At 58.8% G+C, this 21514-nt stretch carries 22 protein-coding genes; 19 read left to right on the top strand and 3 right to left on the bottom strand.

Annotated features, from left to right (window positions below; genetic code table 11):
* Positions 1-2: 2 nt before the first annotated feature.
* The 4 genes from kdsA (at position 3) to ispD (ending at position 3453) form a co-directional block, all read left to right on the top strand.
* The gene (gene kdsA, locus PCOSP_RS05725; RefSeq protein ID WP_139647375.1) at positions 3-848 is read left to right on the top strand and encodes a 3-deoxy-8-phosphooctulonate synthase; all 846 of its coding nucleotides are present in this window, start codon (positions 3-5) and stop codon (positions 846-848) included.
* 161 nt (positions 849-1009) lie between these two features.
* On the top strand, positions 1010-2299 hold the full coding sequence (gene eno / locus PCOSP_RS05730; protein ID WP_024779030.1) for a phosphopyruvate hydratase: 1290 nt from the start codon (positions 1010-1012) through the stop codon (positions 2297-2299).
* A gap of 171 nt (positions 2300-2470) precedes the next feature.
* Positions 2471-2749: a cell division protein FtsB gene (ftsB, locus tag PCOSP_RS05735; protein ID WP_024779031.1), complete on the top strand. Its 279-nt coding sequence runs from the start codon at positions 2471-2473 to the stop codon at positions 2747-2749.
* On the top strand, positions 2746-3453 hold the full coding sequence (ispD, locus tag PCOSP_RS05740) for a 2-C-methyl-D-erythritol 4-phosphate cytidylyltransferase (RefSeq protein ID WP_175385098.1): 708 nt from the start codon (positions 2746-2748) through the stop codon (positions 3451-3453). Before ftsB ends, ispD begins: the two co-directional genes overlap by 4 nt.
* Before the next feature lie 133 nt (positions 3454-3586).
* Here ispD and PCOSP_RS05745 read toward each other — a convergent pair whose 3' ends face one another.
* A complete protein-coding gene (locus tag PCOSP_RS05745) occupies positions 3587-4483 on the bottom strand; it encodes a LysR substrate-binding domain-containing protein (RefSeq protein ID WP_024779033.1) in 897 nt (298 codons plus the stop codon).
* A gap of 104 nt (positions 4484-4587) precedes the next feature.
* Between PCOSP_RS05745 and PCOSP_RS05750 the strand changes: the two genes are divergently transcribed.
* The 8 genes from PCOSP_RS05750 (at position 4588) to rpoS (ending at position 11796) form a co-directional block, all read left to right on the top strand.
* Positions 4588-5700 carry an S-(hydroxymethyl)glutathione dehydrogenase/class III alcohol dehydrogenase gene (locus tag PCOSP_RS05750; RefSeq protein ID WP_053182417.1) on the top strand — a complete coding sequence of 371 codons (1113 nt, stop codon included), beginning with the start codon at positions 4588-4590 and terminating at the stop codon, positions 5698-5700.
* A gap of 93 nt (positions 5701-5793) precedes the next feature.
* On the top strand, positions 5794-6639 hold the full coding sequence (gene fghA, locus PCOSP_RS05755) for an S-formylglutathione hydrolase (protein ID WP_024779035.1): 846 nt from the start codon (positions 5794-5796) through the stop codon (positions 6637-6639).
* A 43-nt stretch (positions 6640-6682) separates the two neighbouring features.
* Positions 6683-7156 carry a 2-C-methyl-D-erythritol 2,4-cyclodiphosphate synthase gene (ispF, locus tag PCOSP_RS05760; protein WP_139647381.1) on the top strand — a complete coding sequence of 158 codons (474 nt, stop codon included), beginning with the start codon at positions 6683-6685 and terminating at the stop codon, positions 7154-7156.
* On the top strand, positions 7153-8211 hold the full coding sequence (gene truD, locus PCOSP_RS05765) for a tRNA pseudouridine(13) synthase TruD (protein WP_175361610.1): 1059 nt from the start codon (positions 7153-7155) through the stop codon (positions 8209-8211). The genes ispF and truD overlap by 4 nt, the downstream gene beginning before the upstream one ends.
* The gene (surE, locus tag PCOSP_RS05770) at positions 8199-8948 is read left to right on the top strand and encodes a 5'/3'-nucleotidase SurE (RefSeq protein WP_464710515.1); all 750 of its coding nucleotides are present in this window, start codon (positions 8199-8201) and stop codon (positions 8946-8948) included. The genes truD and surE overlap by 13 nt, the downstream gene beginning before the upstream one ends.
* Positions 8949-8986: 38 nt before the next feature.
* Positions 8987-9622, top strand: coding sequence for a protein-L-isoaspartate(D-aspartate) O-methyltransferase (locus PCOSP_RS05775; RefSeq protein ID WP_175361775.1), 636 nt, complete (start codon positions 8987-8989; stop codon positions 9620-9622).
* Between the two features lie 211 nt (positions 9623-9833).
* Positions 9834-10682 carry a peptidoglycan DD-metalloendopeptidase family protein gene (locus PCOSP_RS05780; protein ID WP_139647388.1) on the top strand — a complete coding sequence of 283 codons (849 nt, stop codon included), beginning with the start codon at positions 9834-9836 and terminating at the stop codon, positions 10680-10682.
* A 106-nt stretch (positions 10683-10788) separates the two neighbouring features.
* A complete protein-coding gene (gene rpoS / locus PCOSP_RS05785; protein WP_041022899.1) occupies positions 10789-11796 on the top strand; it encodes an RNA polymerase sigma factor RpoS in 1008 nt (335 codons plus the stop codon).
* Between the two features lie 539 nt (positions 11797-12335).
* Here the strand turns inward: rpoS and fdxA are convergent.
* A complete protein-coding gene (gene fdxA, locus PCOSP_RS05790) occupies positions 12336-12659 on the bottom strand; it encodes a ferredoxin FdxA (protein WP_024779043.1) in 324 nt (107 codons plus the stop codon).
* A 133-nt stretch (positions 12660-12792) separates the two neighbouring features.
* Complete coding sequence (gene mutS / locus PCOSP_RS05795) at positions 12793-15333, bottom strand: DNA mismatch repair protein MutS (RefSeq protein WP_464711877.1); 2541 nt, start codon at positions 15331-15333, stop codon at positions 12793-12795.
* Positions 15334-15983: 650 nt separating this feature from the next.
* Between mutS and PCOSP_RS05800 the strand changes: the two genes are divergently transcribed.
* The 7 genes from PCOSP_RS05800 to PCOSP_RS05830 all read left to right on the top strand — a co-directional run bounded on the left by PCOSP_RS05800 (position 15984) and on the right by PCOSP_RS05830 (position 21512).
* Positions 15984-17372, top strand: coding sequence for an O-antigen ligase family protein (locus PCOSP_RS05800; RefSeq protein WP_464710517.1), 1389 nt, complete (start codon positions 15984-15986; stop codon positions 17370-17372).
* A 386-nt stretch (positions 17373-17758) separates the two neighbouring features.
* On the top strand, positions 17759-18493 hold the full coding sequence (locus tag PCOSP_RS05805; RefSeq protein WP_139647677.1) for a LexA family transcriptional regulator: 735 nt from the start codon (positions 17759-17761) through the stop codon (positions 18491-18493).
* A gap of 467 nt (positions 18494-18960) precedes the next feature.
* Positions 18961-19161 carry a Com family DNA-binding transcriptional regulator gene (locus PCOSP_RS05810; protein ID WP_464711880.1) on the top strand — a complete coding sequence of 67 codons (201 nt, stop codon included), beginning with the start codon at positions 18961-18963 and terminating at the stop codon, positions 19159-19161.
* Entirely contained in the window at positions 19158-19799 is a 642-nt protein-coding gene (locus PCOSP_RS05815; protein ID WP_464710518.1) for a hypothetical protein, read from the top strand. The genes PCOSP_RS05810 and PCOSP_RS05815 overlap by 4 nt, the downstream gene beginning before the upstream one ends.
* 195 nt (positions 19800-19994) lie before the next feature.
* Positions 19995-20423 carry a hypothetical protein gene (locus PCOSP_RS05820; RefSeq protein WP_464710519.1) on the top strand — a complete coding sequence of 143 codons (429 nt, stop codon included), beginning with the start codon at positions 19995-19997 and terminating at the stop codon, positions 20421-20423.
* A 189-nt stretch (positions 20424-20612) separates the two neighbouring features.
* Positions 20613-20963, top strand: coding sequence for a phage holin family protein (locus PCOSP_RS05825; protein WP_024779048.1), 351 nt, complete (start codon positions 20613-20615; stop codon positions 20961-20963).
* Positions 20964-20999: 36 nt separating this feature from the next.
* On the top strand, positions 21000-21512 hold the full coding sequence (locus tag PCOSP_RS05830; protein ID WP_464710520.1) for a hypothetical protein: 513 nt from the start codon (positions 21000-21002) through the stop codon (positions 21510-21512).
* Positions 21513-21514 lie beyond the last annotated feature (2 nt).

Raw genomic sequence — 21514 nt, forward strand, 5'->3', positions numbered from 1 at the left:
CGATGGCCCAGAAGATCATTCGCGTTGGCGACATCGAAATTGCCAACGACAAGCCCATGGTGCTGTTCGGCGGCATGAACGTGCTGGAAAGCCGCGACATGGCGATGCAGGTCTGCGAGGAGTACGTCAAGGTGACCCAGAAACTGGGTATCCCTTACGTCTTCAAGGCCAGCTTCGACAAGGCCAACCGGTCGTCCGTGACCTCTTACCGGGGCCCGGGCCTGGAAGAAGGCATGCGGATCTTCCAGGACATCAAGCAAGCCTTCGGCGTGCCGATCATCACCGACGTCCATGAGCCTGACCAGGCCGCGGTCGTCGCCGAGGTCTGCGACATCATCCAGTTGCCGGCCTTCCTGTCGCGCCAGACCGACCTCGTGGTCGCGATGGCCAAGACCGGTGCGGTGATCAACATCAAGAAAGCCCAGTTCCTCGCGCCCCAGGAAATGAAACACATCCTGAGCAAGTGCGAAGAGGCCGGGAACGATCAGTTGATCCTCTGCGAGCGCGGTTCGAGCTTCGGCTACAACAACCTGGTGGTGGACATGCTCGGCTTCGGCATCATGAAGCAGTTCGAATACCCGGTGTTCTTCGACGTGACCCACGCGCTTCAGATGCCTGGCGGCCGTTCCGACTCCGCCGGTGGCCGTCGCGCCCAGGTGACCGACCTGGCCAAGGCCGGCATGAGCCAGTCCCTGGCGGGCCTGTTCCTCGAGGCCCACCCTGACCCGGATAACGCCAAGTGCGACGGCCCCTGCGCCTTGCGCCTGAACAAGCTGGAGCCGTTCCTGTCTCAGCTCAAGGCGTTGGACGAGCTGGTCAAGAGTTTTCCGACGGTAGAAACCGCGTAACGCGGTTTTCTCCGGTAAAGTACCGCTCGATTATCGCTCTGGCCCGCTGGCCGCACTGCTCTTGTGGGAGCATGGCTTGCCAGCGATGGCGCCCTTGAGGCTCCCATCGCCGGCAAGTCGTGCTCCCACAGCGTTTCGTCAACTTTGGAGTGTTTACAACAATGGCAAAAATCGTCGACATCAAAGGTCGTGAAGTTCTCGACTCCCGTGGCAACCCCACTGTTGAAGCGGACGTGCTTCTCGACAACGGCATCATCGGCAGCGCCTGCGCGCCGTCCGGTGCTTCCACTGGCTCGCGCGAAGCGCTGGAGCTGCGTGATGGCGACAAGAGCCGTTACCTGGGCAAGGGCGTACTGAAGGCCGTTGCCAACATCAACGGTCCGATCCGTGACCTGTTGCTGGGCAAGGATCCTGCCGACCAGAAAGCCCTCGACCTGGCCATGATCAAGCTCGACGGCACCGAGAACAAAGCCACTCTGGGCGCCAACGCGATCCTCGCCGTCTCCCTGGCCGCCGCCAAGGCTGCCGCCCAGGACCAGGACCTGCCGCTGTACGCCCACATCGCCAACCTCAACGGTACGCCGGGCGTCTACTCGATGCCGGTTCCGATGATGAACATCATCAACGGCGGCGAGCATGCCGACAACAACGTCGACATCCAGGAGTTCATGGTCCAGCCGGTGGGCGCCAAGTCCTTCTCCGAAGGCCTGCGCATGGGCACCGAGATTTTCCATCACCTCAAGGCTGTGCTGAAGGCCCGTGGCCTGAGCACCGCCGTTGGCGACGAAGGCGGTTTCGCACCGAACCTGGCGTCCAACGAAGACGCGCTGAAAGTCATCTCCGAAGCCGTGGCCAACGCCGGCTACAAGCTGGGCACCGACGTGACCCTGGCCCTGGACTGCGCCGCCAGTGAGTTCTTCGAAGACGGCAAGTACAACCTGTCCGGCGAAGGCCAGGTGTTCACTGCCGAAGGTTTTGCCGACTACCTCAAGGGCTTGACCGAGCGCTACCCGATCATCTCCATCGAAGACGGCCTGGACGAGTCCGACTGGGCCGGCTGGAAAATCCTCACCGACAAGATCGGCGAGAAAACCCAGTTGGTGGGCGACGATCTGTTCGTGACCAACACCAAGATCCTGAAAGAAGGCATCGACAAGAAGATCGCCAACTCGATCCTGATCAAGTTCAACCAGATCGGCACCCTGACCGAAACCCTGGAAGCCATCCAGATGGCCAAGGCCGCCGGCTACACTGCGGTGATCTCCCACCGTTCCGGTGAAACCGAGGATTCGACCATCGCCGACCTGGCCGTGGGCACTGCGGCAGGGCAGATCAAGACCGGTTCGCTGTGCCGTTCGGACCGCGTTTCCAAGTACAACCAACTGCTGCGTATCGAAGAGCAGTTGAACGGCAAGGCCAAGTACAACGGTCGTGCCGAGTTTCGCGGTTAAGCGGTAAATGGTAAAAAGACAGCGGGTTAGGTCGCAAAAGTCGCTATAGCGGCGGTTTTGCTTCTAATCTGATGCCTTATGAAGCACAAGCCTGGTTCTTCCAGGCTTCGTGCTATCAGACGTTTCAAAGTTTGGCATGGCGGTCTTTTTTCACTGGATACCTGATATTCGATGCGCAGTCCCAATTGGTTGTTTCTTGTCTTGCTCCTGTTGCTGGCCGGCCTGCAGTACCGCCTGTGGGTGGGTAATGGCAGCCTGGCGCAAGTGGCCGACCTGACTCAGCAGATTGCCGACCAGCATGCCGAGAACGAGGCATTGCTGGAGCGTAATCGGGTGATGGACGCCGAAGTGATGGAGCTGAAAAAAGGCATGGAGACCGTTGAAGAGCGGGCTCGTCATGAGTTGGGCATGGTCAAGGAGGGCGAAACCCTCTACCAGTTGGCCCAATGAGTATCCGATTGCCGGCCTTCTGGGCCGTGATTCCTGCCGCGGGCGTCGGAGCCCGTATGGCCGCGGACCGTCCCAAGCAATACCTGCAACTGGGCGGGCGCACAATTCTCGAACACAGCCTCGGCTGTTTCCTCGATCATCCGACCGTCAAGGGCGTCGTGGTCTGCGTTGCACACGATGATCCTTACTGGCCGACCCTGGCTTGTGCCGACGACGCTCGCATCCAGCGGGTGGACGGTGGCGCGCAGCGTTCGGATTCGGTGCTCAATGCCTTGCTGCACCTGCATGCCCAGGGCGCCGACGATCACGATTGGGTGCTGGTGCATGATGCTGCCCGGCCCAACCTGTCCCGGGACGATCTGGACACCCTGCTCGGCGAGCTGGCGAACGACCCGGTCGGTGGCCTGTTGGCCGTCCCGGCGCGCGATACCCTCAAACGCGTCGACAAGCACGGCCGTGTAGTGGAAACCGTTGATCGCAGCGTGATCTGGCAAGCCTATACACCGCAGATGTTTCGCCTTGGTGCCTTGCATCGGGCGTTGGCCGACAGCCTGGTGGCGGATGCGGTGATTACCGATGAGGCTTCGGCCATGGAGTGGGCGGGGCAGGCACCTCGGTTGATCGAGGGGCGCTCGGACAACATCAAGGTCACCCGTCCCGAAGACCTGGAGTGGTTGCGCCAGCGTTGGGCTTATCGCCACTGAGTGAAATCGCCATCGCGAGCAGGCTCGCTCCCACAAGGGTTTCTGTCGTACACAGAATATTTGTCGATTTAAGATCCACTGTGGGAGCGAGCCTGCTCGCGATAGCTATTGCCCAGGCCCTGAAACACTGGCTTCATCCCCGGTACTCCGGTCGCTCAGCCAGCCCTTCCTTCAAGTAATCCACCAGCTTGCGCACCTTCGGCGACAGATGCCGTTGCTGTGGATACAACGCCCACACCGCCGTGTTCGGTGGCTGATGCGCCTCCAGCAACGAGATCAACGCGCCGCTGTGCAGATGCTCCAGCACGTAGTAATCCGGCAACTGGCACAACCCGACCCCTTGCAAGGTCGCCTCCAGCACCGCTTGGCCGCTGTTGCAGCGCCAGTTTCCCTGTACGCGCTGGGAAAATTCCCGCCCGTTCTGTTCCAGTTGCCAGAGGTCGGAACTGCCGATCAGGCAGTTATGGCGGCTCAATTCCGACAAGCTATGGGGCCGGCCATACCGTTCCAGGTAAGACGGTGAGGCGCACAGGTACATGCGACGTGGTGCGAGGCGCGTGGCAATCAGACGAGAGTCCTGCAGGCGACCGAGGCGAATCGCCAGGTCCAGCCCTTCGTGGACCAGGTCAAGGGGCCGGTTGCTCAGTTCGATGTCTACCCGCAATTGCGGGTAAAGCCCCATGAACCGTGTCACCAGCGGCACGATGAACCGCTCGCCATAGGCCACCGCACAGGTCATTCGCAACATGCCCTTGGGTTCGCTGGTGAGGTCGCCCACTGCCCGGAGTGCTTCCTCGCGACCATCCTGCAACCGTTGGCAATGCTGCAGAAAGGTTTGCCCGGCCTCGGTCAGGGTCACCCGACGGGTGCTGCGATAGAGCAATCGGGTCTGTAGCCGTTCTTCAAGCCGTACGATCTGTCGACTGATATGCGAGGACGAAACCCCGAGGCGTTCGGCAGCGGCGGTGAATTGGCTGCACTCGGCCACGGCGACGAATTCGTCGATTCCTTCCCAGCGGTTATCGGACATGGATTATCCCTGTATAGCAATAATGTTTTGCTTTTGATTGGATTATTCATCGTCCTGAGGCGGATTACACTCCCGGTCTTGTTTTTATTTGATGGAGAGACCGGATGATCAAGTCGCGCGCTGCCGTTGCCTTCGAGGCCAAGAAACCCCTGGAAATCGTTGAAGTCGACGTCGCCATGCCCAAGGCGGGTGAAGTGCTGTTGCGTGTGGTGGCTTCCGGTGTTTGCCATACCGACGCATACACCCTGTCGGGCGCCGACCCGGAAGGCATTTTCCCGTCGATCCTCGGCCACGAAGGCGGTGCGATCGTCGAAGCCATCGGCGAGGGCGTGACGTCGGTCGCGGTCGGCGACCACGTGATCCCGCTGTACACGCCGGAATGCGGCCAGTGCAAATTCTGCAAGTCGGGCAAGACCAACCTCTGCCAGGCCATTCGCGCCACGCAGGGCAAAGGACTGATGCCAGATGGCACTTCGCGCTTTTCCTACAAGGGCGAAACCATTTTCCACTACATGGGGACCTCGACGTTCTCCGAGTACACCGTGTTGCCGGAAATCTCCGTTGCGAAAATCCCGAAAGAAGCACCCTTGGAAAAGGTCTGCCTGCTGGGTTGCGGCGTCACCACCGGTATCGGCGCGGTGATCAACACCGCCAAGGTCAAACCGGGTGACACCGTGGCCATCTTCGGCCTGGGCGGTATCGGCCTGTCGGCAGTGATCGGCGCCGTGAAAGCCAAGGCCGCGCGCATCATCGCCATCGACATCAATCCGGCCAAGTTCGAGATTGCCAAGCAGTTGGGCGCCACCGATTGCGTCAACCCGAAGGACTTCGACCGTCCGATCCAGGAAGTCATTGTCGACATGACCGACGGCGGCGTGGACTTTTCCTTCGAGTGCATCGGCAACGTCCAGTTGATGCGTGCGGCACTGGAGTGCTGCCACAAGGGCTGGGGCGAGTCGGTGATCATCGGCGTGGCCGGTGCCGGCCAGGAAATCGCTACCCGTCCGTTCCAACTGGTGACGGGCCGCGTCTGGCGCGGTTCGGCGTTTGGCGGCGTACGCGGTCGCAGCGAGTTGCCCAGCTACGTGGAAATGGCCGAGAAGGGCGAGATCCCGCTGGATACCTTCATCACCCACACCATGGGTCTTGAAGATATCAACAAGGCATTCGACCTGATGCATGAAGGCAAGAGCATCCGTACCGTCATTCATTTTTAAGAGCAGCTGCAAGCTAAAGGCTACAAGCTGCAAGTGAAGCGCGGTGCTTTTTCTTGCGGCTTGCAGCTTGGAGCTTGGAGCTGAGGTGAAGTTATGAACCTCGAAAATATCTCCTGCCAGAAAAGCTTCGGCGGCTGGCACAAGCGTTACCGGCACCGCTCCGAAGTGCTCGGCTGTGACATGGTGTTTGCCGTGTACCTGCCACCGCAAGCCGAGCAGGGCGGCAAGTTGCCGGTGCTGTATTGGTTGTCCGGGCTGACCTGCACCGACGAGAACTTCATGCAGAAGGCCGGTGCCCAGCGCATGGCCGCCGAGTTGGGGCTGATCATCGTCGCGCCGGACACCAGCCCACGGGGCGCCGACGTGCCGGGTGATCCGGACGGCGCCTGGGACTTCGGCCTGGGCGCTGGATTCTACCTGAACGCCACCCAGGAACCCTGGGCGCGGCACTATCGGATGTATGACTACGTGGTGCAGGAATTGCCGGCGTTGGTCGAAGCGCATTTTCCGGCGTCGGACAAGCGCAGCATCAGCGGTCACTCCATGGGCGGCCATGGCGCGCTGGTCTGCGCCTTGCGCAACCCGGGACGTTACCGTTCGGTTTCGGCCTTTTCGCCGATCAACAATCCGATGGATTGCCCATGGGGTCAGAAAGCCTTCTCCCGTTACCTGGGGGAAGACCGCTCGAAATGGCGTGAATGGGATGCCTGTGCGCTGATTGCCGAGGCTGACGAGAAGCTACCGTTGCTGGTGGATCAGGGCGATCGTGATGATTTCCTGGCCAACCAGCTCAAGCCTGAAGCCTTGCAACAGGCGGCGAAGGCTGCGGGTCATCCCCTGGAGTTGCGCCTGCAACCGGGCTACGACCACAGCTACTTCTTCATCGCCAGTTTCATTGATGACCATCTGCAACATCATGCACGCGCTCTAAACGTCTAATGCAGGTAGAATCACGCCCTGACAGAAATCAGGGCGTTTTTTTATGCGTATTGGCCACGGCTACGATGTTCACCGTTTCACTGAAGGCGATTTCATTACGCTGGGCGGCGTGCGTATCGCACACAGCTTCGGGTTGCTCGCGCATTCTGACGGTGATGTCCTGTTGCACGCCCTGAGCGATGCACTGCTCGGTGCGGCGGCCCTGGGCGATATCGGCAAGCATTTCCCCGACACCGATCCTCGATTCAAGGGCGTCGACAGCCGCGTGCTGCTGCGCCATGTGGTCTCGCTGATCCACGCCAAGGGCTGGAAGGTCGGCAATGTCGATAACACCATTGTTGCCCAGGCGCCGAAAATGGCACCGCACATCGAGGCCATGCGCCAGTTGATTGCCGAGGATCTTCAAGTTGAGCTGGATCAGGTGAACGTGAAAGCCACCACCACCGAGAAGCTGGGTTTCGTCGGTCGCGAAGAAGGCATTGCCGTCCATTCCGTTGCCTTGTTGCTGCGCCCATGACCGAACTGGAATTGTTGGGGCCGCGTGCCTATGGCGAGTCGCTGGGCAGCGCGGTGCTCAAGGCTACCGCTGAAGATTTTCAGGTCGATGAAGTGCTCGACATCCCGTTGACCGGCGATGGCGAGCATTTGTGGATCTGGGTCGAAAAGCGCGGTTTGAACACCGAGGAAGCGGCCCGGCGAATTGCCAAGGCGGCCGGCGTGCCGCTGCGCACCGTCAGCTACGCCGGGCTCAAGGACCGTCAGGCCCTGACCCGGCAATGGTTCAGTGTCCAATTGCCGGGCAAGGCGGATCCGGACCTGTCGGCGGCAGAGAACGACACGTTGAAAATCCTCAAGACCGGGCGCCATAGGCGCAAGCTGCAGCGCGGTGCGCACTCGGCCAATGGTTTCACCTTGCGCCTGACCCAATTCAAGGGCGATCCGGCGGCCATCGACGCGCGCCTGCAACAGATTGTCCGCCACGGCATCCCCAACTATTACGGCGCCCAGCGCTTTGGCCATGATGGCGGCAACGTCGTCGATGCCCGCGCGTGGGCGGCACGCAAGGCCCTGCCGGAGCAACGCAATGTGCGTTCGCGGCTGTTGTCGACAGCCCGTAGTTTCCTGTTCAACCGGGTATTGGCGGCCCGGGTGGCCGACGGTACCTGGCAACAAGCCCAAGTGGGCGACTTGCTGGCCTTCACCGACAGCCGCAGCTTTTTCCCGGCCGGTGAAGCCGAATGCAACGATCCGCGCCTGGCGATCCTCGATCTGCACCCCACCGGGCCACAGTGGGGCGAAGGCCCTTCGCCGGCCTTGGGTGTGATCCACGATCTGGAACAGGCCGTCGCCGAGCGCGAAGCGGATTTGCGCGATTGGTTAGTAAACGCAGGAATGAGTCACGAACGTCGCATCCTGCGACTGCCCATTGGCGGGCTGTCGTGGCATTATCCCTCGCTAGACATTCTGCAACTGGAATTCGTCCTGCCGGCCGGATGTTTCGCCACTGTCTTGGTGCGCGAACTCGTCGATCTGGTGCCGGTGGGGCAGACGGACAGCCCATGCGTATTCTGATTTCTAACGATGACGGGGTGACAGCACCCGGTCTTGCCGCGCTCTATGCTGCGCTGGCGGATTTTGCCGAGTGCGTGGTGATCGCCCCGGACCAGGACAAAAGCGGCGCCAGCAGCTCGCTGACGCTCGACCGTCCGTTGCACCCCTGTTATCTGGATAACGGTTTCATCAGCCTCAATGGTACCCCCACCGATTGCGTGCACCTGGGCCTCAATGGCCTGCTGGAGCGCGAGCCGGACATGGTGGTCTCGGGCATCAACCTGGGCGCGAACCTGGGAGATGACGTGCTCTATTCCGGTACGGTCGCCGCCGCCCTGGAAGGTCGCTTCCTGGAGCAGCCGTCGTTTGCCTTTTCGTTTGTTTCCCGGCAGGTCGATAACTTGCCTACCGCCGCCTACTTTGCCCGCAAGCTGGTAGAAGCCCATGGCGACCTGGACCTGCCGCCGCGCACGGTGCTGAACGTGAATATCCCGAACCTGCCCCTCGATCACATCCGTGGCATCCAGCTCACGCGCCTGGGCCATCGTGCCCGCGCCGCTAAACCCATGCATGTGGTCGACCCGCGAGGCAAGGCCGGTTACTGGATCGCCGCCGCCGGCGATGCGGAGGATGGTGGGCCGGGCACCGATTTCCATGCAGTGATGCAGGGGTATGTCTCGATTACCCCGTTGCAGCTCGACCGGACCTTCAACGATGCCTTTCGAAGCCTCGATGGCTGGCTGGAGGGGCTGCGTTGATGCGTGAGCAAGACGATATGCTGCGCCGGGGGATCGGCATGACCTCCCAGCGCACCCGGGAGCGACTGATTCAGCGGCTCTATGAAGAAGGCCTGTCCAACGCACAGGTACTGGAAGTGATTCGCCGCACGCCTCGGCATTTGTTCGTCGATGAAGCCCTGGCCCATCGCGCATACGAAGACACGGCGTTGCCGATCGGCCACAACCAGACCATTTCCCAGCCTTATATGGTGGCCCGCATGAGCGAGTTGCTGCTGGAGGCGGGGCCGTTGGACAAGGTGCTGGAAATCGGTACCGGTTCGGGCTACCAGACGGCGGTGTTGTCGCAACTGGTGGAGCGGGTGTTTTCCGTGGAACGGATCAAGGTGCTGCAGGATCGCGCCAAGGAGCGCCTGGTTGAGTTGAACCTGCGCAACGTGGTGTTTCGCTGGGGCGATGGCTGGGAAGGCTGGCCAGCGCTGGCGCCTTATAACGGCATCATCGTTACCGCGGTAGCCACCGATGTACCCCAGGCCCTGCTGGATCAACTTGCCCCCGGTGGCCGGTTGGTCATTCCAGTGGGGTCCGGTGAGGTTCAGCAATTGATGTTGATCGTGCGTGAAGAACACGGTTTTTCACGACATGTCCTGGGGGCTGTGCGGTTCGTGCCGCTGCTCAACGGGCCATTGGCCTGAGCATTTATAAACGGACGCTGAATTCCGAGGCGCGGGTTGTGTCTTACAGCGGCACCCCAGTGCCGAACCGGACTCAATGGCGTCGAGCAAACGTGTGCGACAGCGCTTGGCGCTTCATTAATAGAAGCGCGGTCGCGCCCCGTTATACTTGCATCGTGTCTGCCTGGGCAGGCAATTTCCAATTTTTCAGCCACCACAAAGGGAGCGGCGGGTGAGTCTCACAGTCATTGCGCAGCGTATGGGTATCACGAGCTTTCAGCGCCTGGTGACTGGCCTTGTCTTGAGTACCTTGCTGGTCGGTTGTTCCAGTACACCGTCGGGTAATGTCCGGGTTGTCGATCGCAACAACAATGCTGCACCGCAGCGTCCTACAGTAACGACTGGCCAGTATGTAGTCCGTCGTGGCGATACTCTGTTTTCCATCGCTTTTCGCTACGGCTGGGACTACAAGTCCCTCGCAGAGCGGAACAACATTCCTGCGCCTTATACGATTCATCCAGGTCAGACGATTCGCTTCGATGGTCGCAGCGGTTCAACGCCCACGGCGGTCGTCACGCAGTCGGATTCGACGCCTTCGTCGTCGAGCAAAACCACCGTCATTCGCCGGCCGGTCGGGGCTGCAACGACGACAGTACCGTCCGTCGCGAGCAAACCGGCACCTGCTCCCCTGCCTCCGGCAGGCCCCGCCCCGACGGGCTGGGGATGGCCTTCTAATGGCGTTCTCATTGGAAAATTCTCTTCAAACGGTAGTTTGAATAAAGGAATTGATATCGCCGGGGATTTGGGACAGCCTGTTTTAGCCGCGTCTGATGGCACGGTTGTGTACGCCGGGAGTGGTTTGAGGGGCTACGGCGAACTCGTGATCATCAAACACAGCGATACCTACGTCAGTGCCTACGGTCACAACCGCAGGCTGTTGGTTCGGGAGGGGCAGCAGGTCAAGGTCGGACAGACAATTGCCGAAATGGGGTCAACAGGTACAGACCGGGTGAAGCTGCACTTTGAGATTCGCCGACAAGGTAAACCGGTAGATCCACTGCAATTCCTGCCACGTCGTTGATTTGCTTGTCAGCCTGTTCCGTCACGTAGAGGGAACAGGCTCCAGCGTTGCCAAGGATAAAGGCGTCGCTTGAGCTTGAGGTCGAACTCACCAAAGGACTATAACAATGGCTCTCAGTAAAGAAGTGCCGGAGTTTGACATCGACGATGAGGTTCTCCTGATGGAGACCGGCATCGCTATGGATTCGATGTCGAATGATGAGGGAGCGTCTCCTCCTTCCGTTCGTGCCAAATCCAGACACTCCGCTTCACTTAAACAACATAAGTACATCGATTACACCCGGGCGCTGGACGCCACTCAGCTGTACCTCAATGAAATCGGTTTCTCGCCGCTGCTCTCCCCTGAGGAAGAAGTTCATTTTGCGCGCCTGTCGCAAAGCGGTGATCCGGCCGGTCGAAAACGCATGATTGAAAGCAACCTGCGCCTGGTGGTGAAAATCGCCCGACGCTACGTCAATCGTGGGCTTTCGCTGCTGGACCTGATCGAAGAGGGCAACCTGGGGCTGATTCGCGCCGTCGAGAAATTCGACCCCGAGCGAGGCTTTCGCTTCTCGACCTATGCCACCTGGTGGATCCGCCAGACCATCGAACGGGCGATCATGAATCAGACGCGCACCATCCGGTTGCCGATTCATGTGGTCAAGGAGCTTAACGTCTACCTGCGGGCCGCCCGTGAGCTGACCCAGAAGCTCGATCATGAGCCTTCACCTGAAGAGATCGCCAACCTGCTGGAGAAACCGGTAGGCGAGGTCAAGCGCATGCTTGGGCTCAACGAGCGGGTTTCCTCGGTGGACGTCTCACTTGGGCCGGACTCGGACAAGACCCTGCTGGACACCCTGACTGACGAGCGCCCTACGGACCCTTGTGAACTGCTTCAGGATGACGACTTGTCCCAGAGCATCGACCAATGGCTTTCGGAGCTGACGGACAAGCAGCGTGAAGTGGTGATCCGCCGCTTTGGCCTGCGTGGCCATGAAAGCAGCACCCTGGAAGATGTAGGCCTGGAAATCGGCTTGACCCGCGAGCGAGTGAGGCAAATTCAGGTGGAGGGCCTCAAGCGTCTGCGCGAGATCCTGGAGAAGAACGGCCTCTCGAGCGAGTCGCTGTTCCAATAGCAACCCGGCAAGTGCAGCAGGAAAAGCCCCGACTGGTTCGGGGCTTTGCCGTTTCTGGGAGGGCTGTTTCCGTTCCTGCCGTGTTTCCGGCTCGGCTTGTAAGCTTTTGCCTAGTGTTGTGTAAGCGTTCGGTTTCTCGTGGCCGGGGACAGACGACAATCAAGGCTGTTCATTTTTAGTATCTTGTTGATTTAAATGGGAATTTAAATAGATGAACGAAGCATGACAGGTGCTGTCGGCCGCTTCGGATGAATTGCGCTCGCTGGGGAAAACACTAATATCAGTCCTGTGTCGACGGACAGACACACCCGTCACGGACGATGGGGAAGGAAGGACATCGCAGGATGCGATTCATCAGGATGATGAAAAGGATCAAAGGGATTAGGGAAAAAATGTGGGCGGGTCAAACCGCCCCTTTTTTTTGCCTGCGAATCGTGCCCACGCTCTGCGTGGGTATGCCTCTACGGACGCTCTGCGTTCGATTCGGCCACCGGAAAGCAAAAAGGCCCGCAAGGGGCCTTTTCGGAGAACGCGGATGATCAGCGTTCGAGGTCTGCTATCTTGCCTGGCTTGCCATCCCACTCTTCGGCGTCCGGCAACGCATCTTTCTTCTCGGTGATGTTCGGCCAGATATCCGCCAGCTCGGCGTTCAGCTCGATGAAGTTCTCCATGCCGGACGGCACTTCGTCTTCCGAGAAAATGGCGTTCGCCGGGCATTCCGGTTCACACAGGGCGCAGTCGATGCACTCGTCAGGGTGAATGACCAGGAAATTCGGCCCTTCGTAGAAGCAGTCCACCGGACAGACTTCTACGCAGTCGGTGTACTTGCACTTGATGCAGTTGTCGGTGACGACGAAGGTCATTTCTAATTCTCTCCTCAGGCGGCGGCAGCGGATCCCTCTTCACGGTGGGGTCGCCAGGCTTGGGAGCGGACCAGGCTAATAGTCCGCAGCATCCCAAACCGCGCGCGATTCTAACAGCTTGAACGCCCTTGCGTTAGATCCGTGTCTTCAATGCATAGAGTAAATCCAATGCCCGGCGTGGTGTCAGGTCGTCCAGGTCGAGCTTGGCCAGTTCATCGAGTACGGGATGGGGAAGGCTGGCGAACAGGTCGCTTTGCTGCGGTACGGCCGGTTTGCCTTTGCTCGGGCGCGGTGTTTCATGGGGCAGGCTGGAGGTTTCCAGGCGGCTCAGGTGCTCGCGGGCGCGGCTGATCACCTCGGCTGGCACGCCCGCCAGTTGTGCCACTGCCAGGCCGTAGCTCTGGCTGGCCGGGCCAGGCAGCACATGGTGCAGGAACACGATACGTTCGTTGTGCTCGGTGGCGTTGAGGTGGACGTTGGCCACCAGCGGCTGGCTTTCCGGCAGCACCGTCAGCTCGAAATAATGGGTGGCGAACAGCGTGTAGGCCCGCAGGTGTGCCAGGCGTTCGGCCGCAGCCCAGGCCAGCGACAGGCCGTCGAAGGTACTGGTGCCACGCCCGACTTCGTCCATCAGCACCAGGCTGCGTTCGGTGGCGTTGTGCAGGATGTTGGCGGTTTCGCTCATTTCCACCATGAAGGTGGAGCGCCCGCCAGCCAGGTCGTCGCTGGACCCGATCCGGGTGAATATCCGGTCTACCAGGGACAATTCGCAGCTGGCCGCTGGCACGAAGCTGCCAATGTGGGCCAGTAGCACGATCAGTGCGGTCTGGCGCATGTAGGTGGATTTACCGCCCATGTTCGGACCGGTGATCACCAGCATGCGGGTGTTGTCGTCCAGGCTCAGGTCGTTGGCCACGAACGGGGTGGTCAGTACCTGCTCGACCACCGGGTGACGACCCTGGCTGATGCGCATACACGGTTCGCTGACGAAGCGCGGGCAGTTGAGGTCCAGGTTCAGCGCGCGCTCGGCCAGGTTGCTCAGCACGTCCAGCTCCGCCAGGGCGGCAGCGGTGTCCTGCAGGGGCGGCAGTTGGCTGATCAGGTCTTCGAGCAGCGCCTCGTAGAGCATCTTCTCCCGGGCCAGGGCGCGGCTCTTGGCCGACAGCGCCTTGTCTTCGAAGGCCTTGAGTTCCGGGGTGATGAAGCGTTCGGCACCCTTGAGCGTCTGGCGACGAACGTAGTCGGCCGGTGCTTGTTCGGCTTGTTTGCTCGGCAACTCGATGAAGTAGCCGTGGATGCGGTTGTAGCCGACCTTGAGGTTGCTCAGGCCAGTACGGGCTTTTTCCCGGGCTTCGAGATCGATCAGGAACTGGCCGGCGTTTTCGCTCAGGGCTTGCAGCTCGTCGAGCTCGGCGTCATAGCCGGTTTTCAACACGCCACCGTCACGGATAACGGCGGGCGGGTTATCGATGATGGCTTTTTCCAGCAACGCGGCCAGGTCCGGGTAGGTGCTGGTGATGCGTGCCAGTTGTTGCAGGTGCGGAGCTTCGAGGTCGGTCATCGCCACCTGGAGTTCCGGCAGCGCACCGAGGGCGTCGCGCAGGCGCGCCAGATCCCGTGGGCGAGCGTTGCGCAAGCCGATGCGCGCGAGGATCCGCTCGATGTCACCGATTTCCTTGAGCTGCGGTTGCAACTGCTCGAAGCGATAACGATCCAGCAGGCAGGTAATGGAGGTCTGTCGCGCCAGCAACACTGTCAGATCCCGCAGGGGACGGTTCAGCCAACGTGTCAGCAGCCGGCTGCCCATGGCGGTCTGGCAACGATCGACCACCGACTGCAAGGTGTTGTCCCGTCCACCGGCCAGGTTGGTGTCCAACTCCAGATTGCGCCGGCTCGCCCCGTCCAGCACCACCGTGTCGTCCAGGCGCTCGTGGCGCAAGCTGCGCAAATGGGGCAGGGCGGTGCGTTGGGTTTCCTTGGCGTAGGCCAACAAGCAACCGGCGGCACCGATGGCCAGGGTCAGGTTTTCGCAACCGAAGCCCTTGAGGTCTTGGGTGGAAAATTGCTGGCAGAGACTTTTCAGCGCCGAGTCGCGCTCGAAATCCCACGGCGCCCGACGTCGAACGCCACGGCGTTTTTCTGCCGGCAGGTCCTTGGGCCAGTCGTCGGGAATCAACAGCTCCACTGGGTTGACCCGCTCCAGTTCCGCCAATAGGTTTTCCCAGCCCTTGATCTCCAGCACCGAGAAATTGCCACTGGTGATGTCCAGCACCGCCAGGCCGAACAGGCGCTCGTCCCCCAGCACGGCGGCAATCAGATTGTCCCGGCGCTCATCCAGCAACGCCTCATCACTGACCGTGCCCGGCGTAATGATGCGCACCACTTGCCTTTCTACCGGCCCCTTGCTGGTGGCCGGGTCACCGACCTGCTCGCAAATCACCACCGACTCACCGAGCTTGACCAGTTTCGCCAAGTAACCTTCCGCCGCGTGGTAAGGAATCCCACACATCGGAATCGCCATGCCCGCCGATTGCCCACGCGCCGTCAGGGTGATGTCCAACAGCTTGGCGGCCTTCTTCGCGTCCTCGTAGAAGATCTCGTAGAAGTCGCCCATGCGATAGAACATCAACTGATCGGGGTGCTGATTCTTCAGGCGCCAGTACTGCTGCATCATTGGGGTGTGGCTGGAAACGTCGGTATTCAAAGGCTTTAGCTCTATCTGTCCATTTGACTCGGGGCAAGTTTCTAATACTACAGGGATTTTTTCGGGATTGCCGAAGGCTTGGCTATGTCGCGTTTCGCGAAGGCGCAGGTAACGCGCTGTTATCTTAGCTCCGGTGTGGTTGCCAAGTTGCTACGTATTTTATTGCCCTGTTTGTCGGTATTGGTGAGTGACTGCGCGGAGGTCTTGCAGCGTTACACCGATGACTCCAGCGGCAGTGCCGTTGCGCTTGAACGCACCGATGTTTGCACAACCTGCTCGCAACTCTCTGTGGGAGTATACGTTGCTGGCAATTTCACGGAAATTTCTCGTGGAAATCTCGCCGCCTTGCTGGCGCCCGGAGGAGGTTTTTTTGCAGCGCTTCCCCCTCAGTCAACCTACGGGAAGGTGACCAGATAACCGAGCGGGGGGCATTCCTGGGGAACTGAAACCTAGTGAAACATTTTGGGCTGATGTATCCTCGGCGCACAGTCGTCAAGTGCTCAACCTAGGGTTTCATGCCTTGTGCAGTGCTCTGTCGGCGGAGTTTCGAGTTGATGCATGGGTGAGGGCGCACCTTGCGGCAGTGCTTCAACTCTTTCATCTATCCAGGAAGGGTGAGAATGTCTGTTTCCCAAAAGGTAAATTCTATAAATATGAAGTTCGATGGCAGTGTGTTCGTGCCCATCATTGGCGCTGCTATGTCTCTGCCAATAGTTATGTTTTCACTGATGGGGTACGACATTAACCCGGCCTTTCTGCTCGCACCGCTCATCGGAATTGCGTTCCTGATGAGTTTCGGTCGTACAAGCATTGCTTACCTGTCTGCGATGACGCTTGGGCTGGTTTCGATCTTTGTCGCGAATAAAATTTCGCCTGACGGAGAAGTGGTTAAGCATATATTGTCATTAGTGCTGATTATGTTTGCGCCGTCGTTCCTGTTCCTTGGGAAGTATGTGTCAAAAAGTAATGATATTTCTAAGGTGTTCTTTTGGTTGTCGCTGTTCTCTGCCATTTTCCTCATCGTCGTTACTGTCCGAATACTCTACCTTGAACAGAACGTTCGGATTTATATCGGTCCGAGTGGGTTTGCGGCGATGAATGTCGAGTTCCTCGGGCTTCCTGTATTCGCAACGTTTGGAGTCTTGAGCCTTGCGCACCTGTTGTGCTTGCAGGCGATGATCCTGTGCGGAACGATTATCGGTGGCAAATCCTCCAAGCCTGTTATGGCGCTGCTATGGGTAGCGTTGTTCTGTGCGTTTTTTCTGATCACTGGCAGCGATTCTCGAAGCGCCCAAATCCTGCAGGTGTGGATTCTTGGATCGGTAGTCATCTATGCGCTCCGGCACTCGGCCGCCCGGCGTATTTGCGGCGCGGTCATCCTTGCCATGTTGCTGGCTTTGGTTATGACGTACGTGAGGGGAGCGAGCGAGAGCCGTCTGGTAACTTCTATCCAAGCGCTGTCCGAAGAAACTGGGGGTTCCGGTGGAGCTAGTGAAAAAGCAGATTCCCACCAAGCGCTGTCCGAGGAAACTGGAGTTTCCGGTGGAGCTAGTAGAAAAGCTGATTCCCGGAACCTGGTGAAACAGGCCGACCAATTCGCAACTGGTCGCGTTGAGCTCGCTATTGCTGGCGTTAAGGAAGTTTTGACAAGTCCGCTCATCGGCAACGGTTTTGGGGGGTATGGTCGGTACTCCACCGAGGGAATGACGCCTGGCTTAGAAGCAAACAGCTCGACCCACGTTTATTACCTGACTCTGTTATGGAAGGGCGGGCTGATCTTCTTCATTCCATTTGGGACAATGATCTTTCTAAATCTGAAATCCGCCATAACGGGTAGCAAATCCGCCGAGCGGTCAGCTGAACAATTCTTTGCATGGGGCACCGTGTTGATGGCGTTCGGACCAATGGCCATGGCCTGGGATATCTTGATCGTGCCGAGTGCTGGCGCTCTGGCTTTCTTCCTGTTCGGCTTGCTCGGTGGTCTGAAGAGTCGGACGAAAGCAATTTAACCGGCTATATTTTTTCGGCCCGGCATCGATTTTCGGTGTCGGGCTAGGCCCGGCAGGAATGGAAAAGTACATCGGTAGTCCATTGTTTCTTTAAAGGGGGAGTGTTCCGTCGGCAGAACGCCGGGGAGGACTGGCAAGGTGTCTAGAACCCTCTCGATCTTGCCCACGAGGCTCTCCGCTTTGTGATGCCTGACCTTCCTTGGTTTTCTTCGCTCAGGACATTGCGAGGATTGAATTCAACCGGTCAATGGCTCAGATGTGGGAGTTTGGAGCCGTTATGCAGTTCCAAGCTCCCTCGCCACAATGGACCTAGCAGAACGCGTTTTATGCATTTTTATGCAAATCAGCATTTGTGTTCAGCAAAAAGAACAAGCATCATGCGCATTATGCAAAAACGCAACGTTTCTACCGTATTAAGAGCATTGCTCGATCAGCACGGGATCTCCCCCACGGAGCTTCACCGGCGTACCGGCGTGCCTCAATCCACCCTCTCGCGGATCCTCAGCGGCAAGATCGTCGACCCTTCGGATAAACACATCTCGAAGATTGCCGAATACTTCGCCGTGAGCACCGACCAGTTGCGCGGGCGCGCCGATGTTGCGCCTGCCGGCAACAGCCGCCGCGACGAGCCGCATTCCGAACTCAAGGACATAAGCCTGTGGGACGACGATACCCCTGTCGAAGAAGACGAGGTGTCGGTTCCTTTTCTGCGTGAGGTTGAATTGGCCGCTGGATCAGGAAGATTCGTCATCGAGGAAAGCGAGCGCTCCAGCCTGCGCTTTGGCAAGCGCAGCCTGCGTCATAACGGCGTGCAGTTCGACCAGGCCAAATGCGTGACGGTGCGTGGCAACAGCATGTTGCCGGTGCTGCGCGACGGGGCTACGGTCGGGGTGAACGCGGGCAAATGCGGGATCGGCGACATCGTCGACGGTGACCTCTACGCCATCAATCACAACGGCCAGTTGCGGGTGAAGCAGCTTTACCGCTTGCCCACCGGCATCCGCCTGCGCAGCTTCAACCGCGATGAGCATCCGGACGAAGACTACAGCTTCCAGGAAATGCAGGATGAGCAGATCGTCATCCTCGGTCATGTCTTCTGGTGGGGCATGTACGCCCGCTAACCCTCCCGCTGTCAGATAAAACCCGCCGATGTGCGGGTTTTTTTTCGCCCTCGAAAAGGGCGCCAACCCTCGTCCCTGCTGGGCGAGAATGCGCTGGTGCATTTTCTGTGCATAAATAAATGCATTAGCGCATTGACTGTATATGCATGCATGCATATTCTGTGTCCAAGCCGCTCGACAAAGCCGGCTGGCAACACAGCTCTTTAGTTCCATCAACAGGCAGCGATGAACCGGCCTTAACGGTTCAGAGGGTTGGCAACTGGCCCAGGTGTGCAGCGTAAAGCACCAGAAGCAGTTATCCGGCGGGCAGGGACCGCGGCCGGAGGAACAATTTGAATGGATCCGTACCGCGCCAGTCGCGCCGAAAGATCAAGCGCATTACTGAAAAGCCTGGGCGACCGGGCTTTTTGGAATGCCTGCGCCGTGAGGCGCTTCAAAAAATACCGCCGCCAATGGAGGGCTTTCAAATGCTGAAGGATTTCAGATGCGGTCACTGCAAACGACTTCTGGCCCGAATGGGCGAGAACACCGAACTCCAGATCAAATGTGCCCGGTGTGGGACGTTGAATCATGTGAAGGCCGTTGAGCCTCGAGTGGATCGCCATGGAGCGACATATACGAGTAACACAGAACCCTCCAATCCTCGACTCAATAGGTTATCACTATGAAAAAAATTACCATCGCCTCTGTATTGGGGTTGCTGCTGTTCTCGGGTGTGTCCATCAACGCCTCGGCAGAAACTGCCATGTCCTGGAACTTGGCAAAAGACGTGATTTTTGCAAAAGAGCGTGTGTCCCCAAGCTTGCCATGGGCATTTATGGAAAATACGTCAGGCGTGAATAACCCGGAGAACTATATTCTCCTGCCTTCGTTCACGGCCGATGTCTGCGGCGGAAAAACCGCAACCTGTTGGCAAGATGTGCCGTCGGGCGCGCATGTAACTGTGCATAAGGAAACGTATAACTACAGTGGGAACGGCAGTTTTACTGTACCTGCGGGTAATGTGATTTTCCACCCAGGCATGAATAGCCAAACAGTCATCCGCTGGACCAGCCCTATCACCGGAACCGTCAATATTCTGGGACGTATCAATAGTATCCATGCTGCTTGTGGTGACGGTATAGCGTGGTCTCTTAACCAGGGCAGTACGGTTCTGCAATCCGGTAGCCTGGCCAAAGGTACGGGGGCTGTTTTTTCCCTGAACAATTTACCTGTTACTGCTGCCTCGTCCCTCTATTTTGTGCTGGATAGGAAGTCTAACTATTCGTGCGACTCAAGCACGATCGACATGCTGATCACGAATTAAAGCGGCGGCAAGCGTCTAGGCCCAACTACGGGCTCTTCCATCTGCGACTCTGCCTGGGCGATATCAATACGCACCCCACTGCTAAATCATTAAACGGTTGTCGGCGTTAAATGTCGGTTGACTTTCCGTGCCGGTAAATCGGCGTATGTGCTTGGGCATTCTCCGAGTGATTATTTATCTAAAGGAAATCATTGAATGAAAAAACTCTTCCTTTTGCTGATCGCAGCAGTCCTGGCCACCCAGACTCTTCGAGCATCTGCCGAAACCTCGCCTGTCGGTTCCTGGAAGTTCGCTTCCTACCATGTCCCGGGTGGTGGCTTTTACGCAAACCAAACGATCTGCTTCAAAGCGGACAATACCTGGTACTCAAGTTCCCAGGCTGGCTGGAAGGGCGCGTGGTTTCAGAATGGGGACGACCTCCAATGGAATGGAAGCGTGCCGATGAGTGGAGCAGGAAGCGCCAACAACCTCGCCACCATTGCCATGGGTAAAGTCGTCGCTACTGGCTCGATGGCGGGTAACTACGCGGAGTGGGCGGCCCCCAGTACTCTACCGCTGTCCTGGGACCGGCACTACACCTACACCATGGCTTACCAAGGCGCGACCTGCGCGCCTCCCAAGTGATGCCAGTCCTGTTCAAACTTTAAATCCTTCAAGCCCCTTCGAGTGCCTGCGTCCTTGTTCAGACCTATGCGTTCGTTGGGGCTTTTTGTTCCAGGCTGTCGGTAGCGACTTGATGGGTTGCACTGACCAGACCTCGTTCAGTTTCAAAAAAAACTCCCTGCCCAATCTCAATCACCCCAGGAGGCGTGAATGACAAACGAGCAACAAGCGTTGCTGGACATGCCGATCTGGCTGGTCATCCTGCTCGCCCTGGTGGGCGGGGTGTCCGGCGAGATGTGGCGTGCCGACAAGGAAGGTGCCCGAGGCTGGTCGCTGTTGCGGCGCCTGGCCTTGCGCTCCGGCGCCTGCGTGATCTGCGGTGTCTCGGCAATCATGCTGCTGTATGCCCTCGGCATGTCGATCTGGAGTGCCTGCGCCTTGGGGTGCCTGACCGCCATGGCCGGTGCCGATGTAGCCATCGGTCTTTACGAACGTTGGGTCGCCAAGCGGATTGGCGTTTGCGAAGTGCCACCGCCGGATTCCCGTCCCGACCAACAGTGAGCCGGTGCCGCCGATCCACAGGAATGAGGCCATCCAATGCCCACTCTCATCGAAAAACCCTCGCAGTTGTTTACCGCCATTGTCGAGACGCTGCGTACCACCTTTCCCGGCTTGAAGGTTGGGAGTCTCCAGGACTTTGACGACTCCGGCGATCAGCCTTGGGTATTGATCGCCATCGAACGCGACACGTCAGGCAACCGTGCCAACGATGGGCGTATCGCCCATGTCCTGATGTTTTCCATGCAAGTCGTTTCGCCTGGCACGGGGTTGACGGCCTGCGATCTGGCCTGTGCGTTGAAACGCCTGATCGTCGACAACCGCTGGGATCTGTCGGCTGAGCAATGCAGCCGACCCACGGATATCGAGGGCGTTGCCTCCGTGTTCAGCGGCGGGACCAGACCCTACAGCGCCTGGACCGTTTCATTCACCCAAACCCTGTACCTCGGTCCGACGCTGCTGGAGGACCCGCTGGGCATTCCGAAATTTGCCCGGACCTGGGAAGTGTCGAACATCGACGACCCGGACCAATACACCGCACTCGAGGGCTGAAC

It is taken from the genome of Pseudomonas sp. MAFF 730105, assembly GCF_055380705.1.

Excerpts from the sequence above, each read along its gene's own strand:
- kdsA (WP_139647375.1), top strand. The coding sequence starts at position 3 with ATGGCCCAGAAGATCATTCGCGTTGGCGACATCGAAATTGCCAACGAC.
- eno (WP_024779030.1), top strand. The coding sequence starts at position 1,010 with ATGGCAAAAATCGTCGACATCAAAGGTCGTGAAGTTCTCGACTCCCGT.
- ftsB (WP_024779031.1), top strand. The coding sequence starts at position 2,471 with ATGCGCAGTCCCAATTGGTTGTTTCTTGTCTTGCTCCTGTTGCTGGCC.
- ispD (WP_175385098.1), top strand. The coding sequence starts at position 2,746 with ATGAGTATCCGATTGCCGGCCTTCTGGGCCGTGATTCCTGCCGCGGGC.
- PCOSP_RS05745 (WP_024779033.1), bottom strand. The coding sequence starts at position 4,483 with ATGTCCGATAACCGCTGGGAAGGAATCGACGAATTCGTCGCCGTGGCC.
- PCOSP_RS05750 (WP_053182417.1), top strand. The coding sequence starts at position 4,588 with ATGATCAAGTCGCGCGCTGCCGTTGCCTTCGAGGCCAAGAAACCCCTG.
- fghA (WP_024779035.1), top strand. The coding sequence starts at position 5,794 with ATGAACCTCGAAAATATCTCCTGCCAGAAAAGCTTCGGCGGCTGGCAC.
- ispF (WP_139647381.1), top strand. The coding sequence starts at position 6,683 with ATGCGTATTGGCCACGGCTACGATGTTCACCGTTTCACTGAAGGCGAT.
- truD (WP_175361610.1), top strand. The coding sequence starts at position 7,153 with ATGACCGAACTGGAATTGTTGGGGCCGCGTGCCTATGGCGAGTCGCTG.
- surE (WP_464710515.1), top strand. The coding sequence starts at position 8,199 with ATGCGTATTCTGATTTCTAACGATGACGGGGTGACAGCACCCGGTCTT.
- PCOSP_RS05775 (WP_175361775.1), top strand. The coding sequence starts at position 8,987 with ATGACCTCCCAGCGCACCCGGGAGCGACTGATTCAGCGGCTCTATGAA.
- rpoS (WP_041022899.1), top strand. The coding sequence starts at position 10,789 with ATGGCTCTCAGTAAAGAAGTGCCGGAGTTTGACATCGACGATGAGGTT.
- fdxA (WP_024779043.1), bottom strand. The coding sequence starts at position 12,659 with ATGACCTTCGTCGTCACCGACAACTGCATCAAGTGCAAGTACACCGAC.
- mutS (WP_464711877.1), bottom strand. The coding sequence starts at position 15,333 with ATGATGCAGCAGTACTGGCGCCTGAAGAATCAGCACCCCGATCAGTTG.
- PCOSP_RS05800 (WP_464710517.1), top strand. The coding sequence starts at position 15,984 with ATGTCTGTTTCCCAAAAGGTAAATTCTATAAATATGAAGTTCGATGGC.
- PCOSP_RS05805 (WP_139647677.1), top strand. The coding sequence starts at position 17,759 with ATGCAAAAACGCAACGTTTCTACCGTATTAAGAGCATTGCTCGATCAG.
- PCOSP_RS05810 (WP_464711880.1), top strand. The coding sequence starts at position 18,961 with ATGCTGAAGGATTTCAGATGCGGTCACTGCAAACGACTTCTGGCCCGA.
- PCOSP_RS05815 (WP_464710518.1), top strand. The coding sequence starts at position 19,158 with ATGAAAAAAATTACCATCGCCTCTGTATTGGGGTTGCTGCTGTTCTCG.
- PCOSP_RS05820 (WP_464710519.1), top strand. The coding sequence starts at position 19,995 with ATGAAAAAACTCTTCCTTTTGCTGATCGCAGCAGTCCTGGCCACCCAG.
- PCOSP_RS05825 (WP_024779048.1), top strand. The coding sequence starts at position 20,613 with ATGACAAACGAGCAACAAGCGTTGCTGGACATGCCGATCTGGCTGGTC.
- PCOSP_RS05830 (WP_464710520.1), top strand. The coding sequence starts at position 21,000 with ATGCCCACTCTCATCGAAAAACCCTCGCAGTTGTTTACCGCCATTGTC.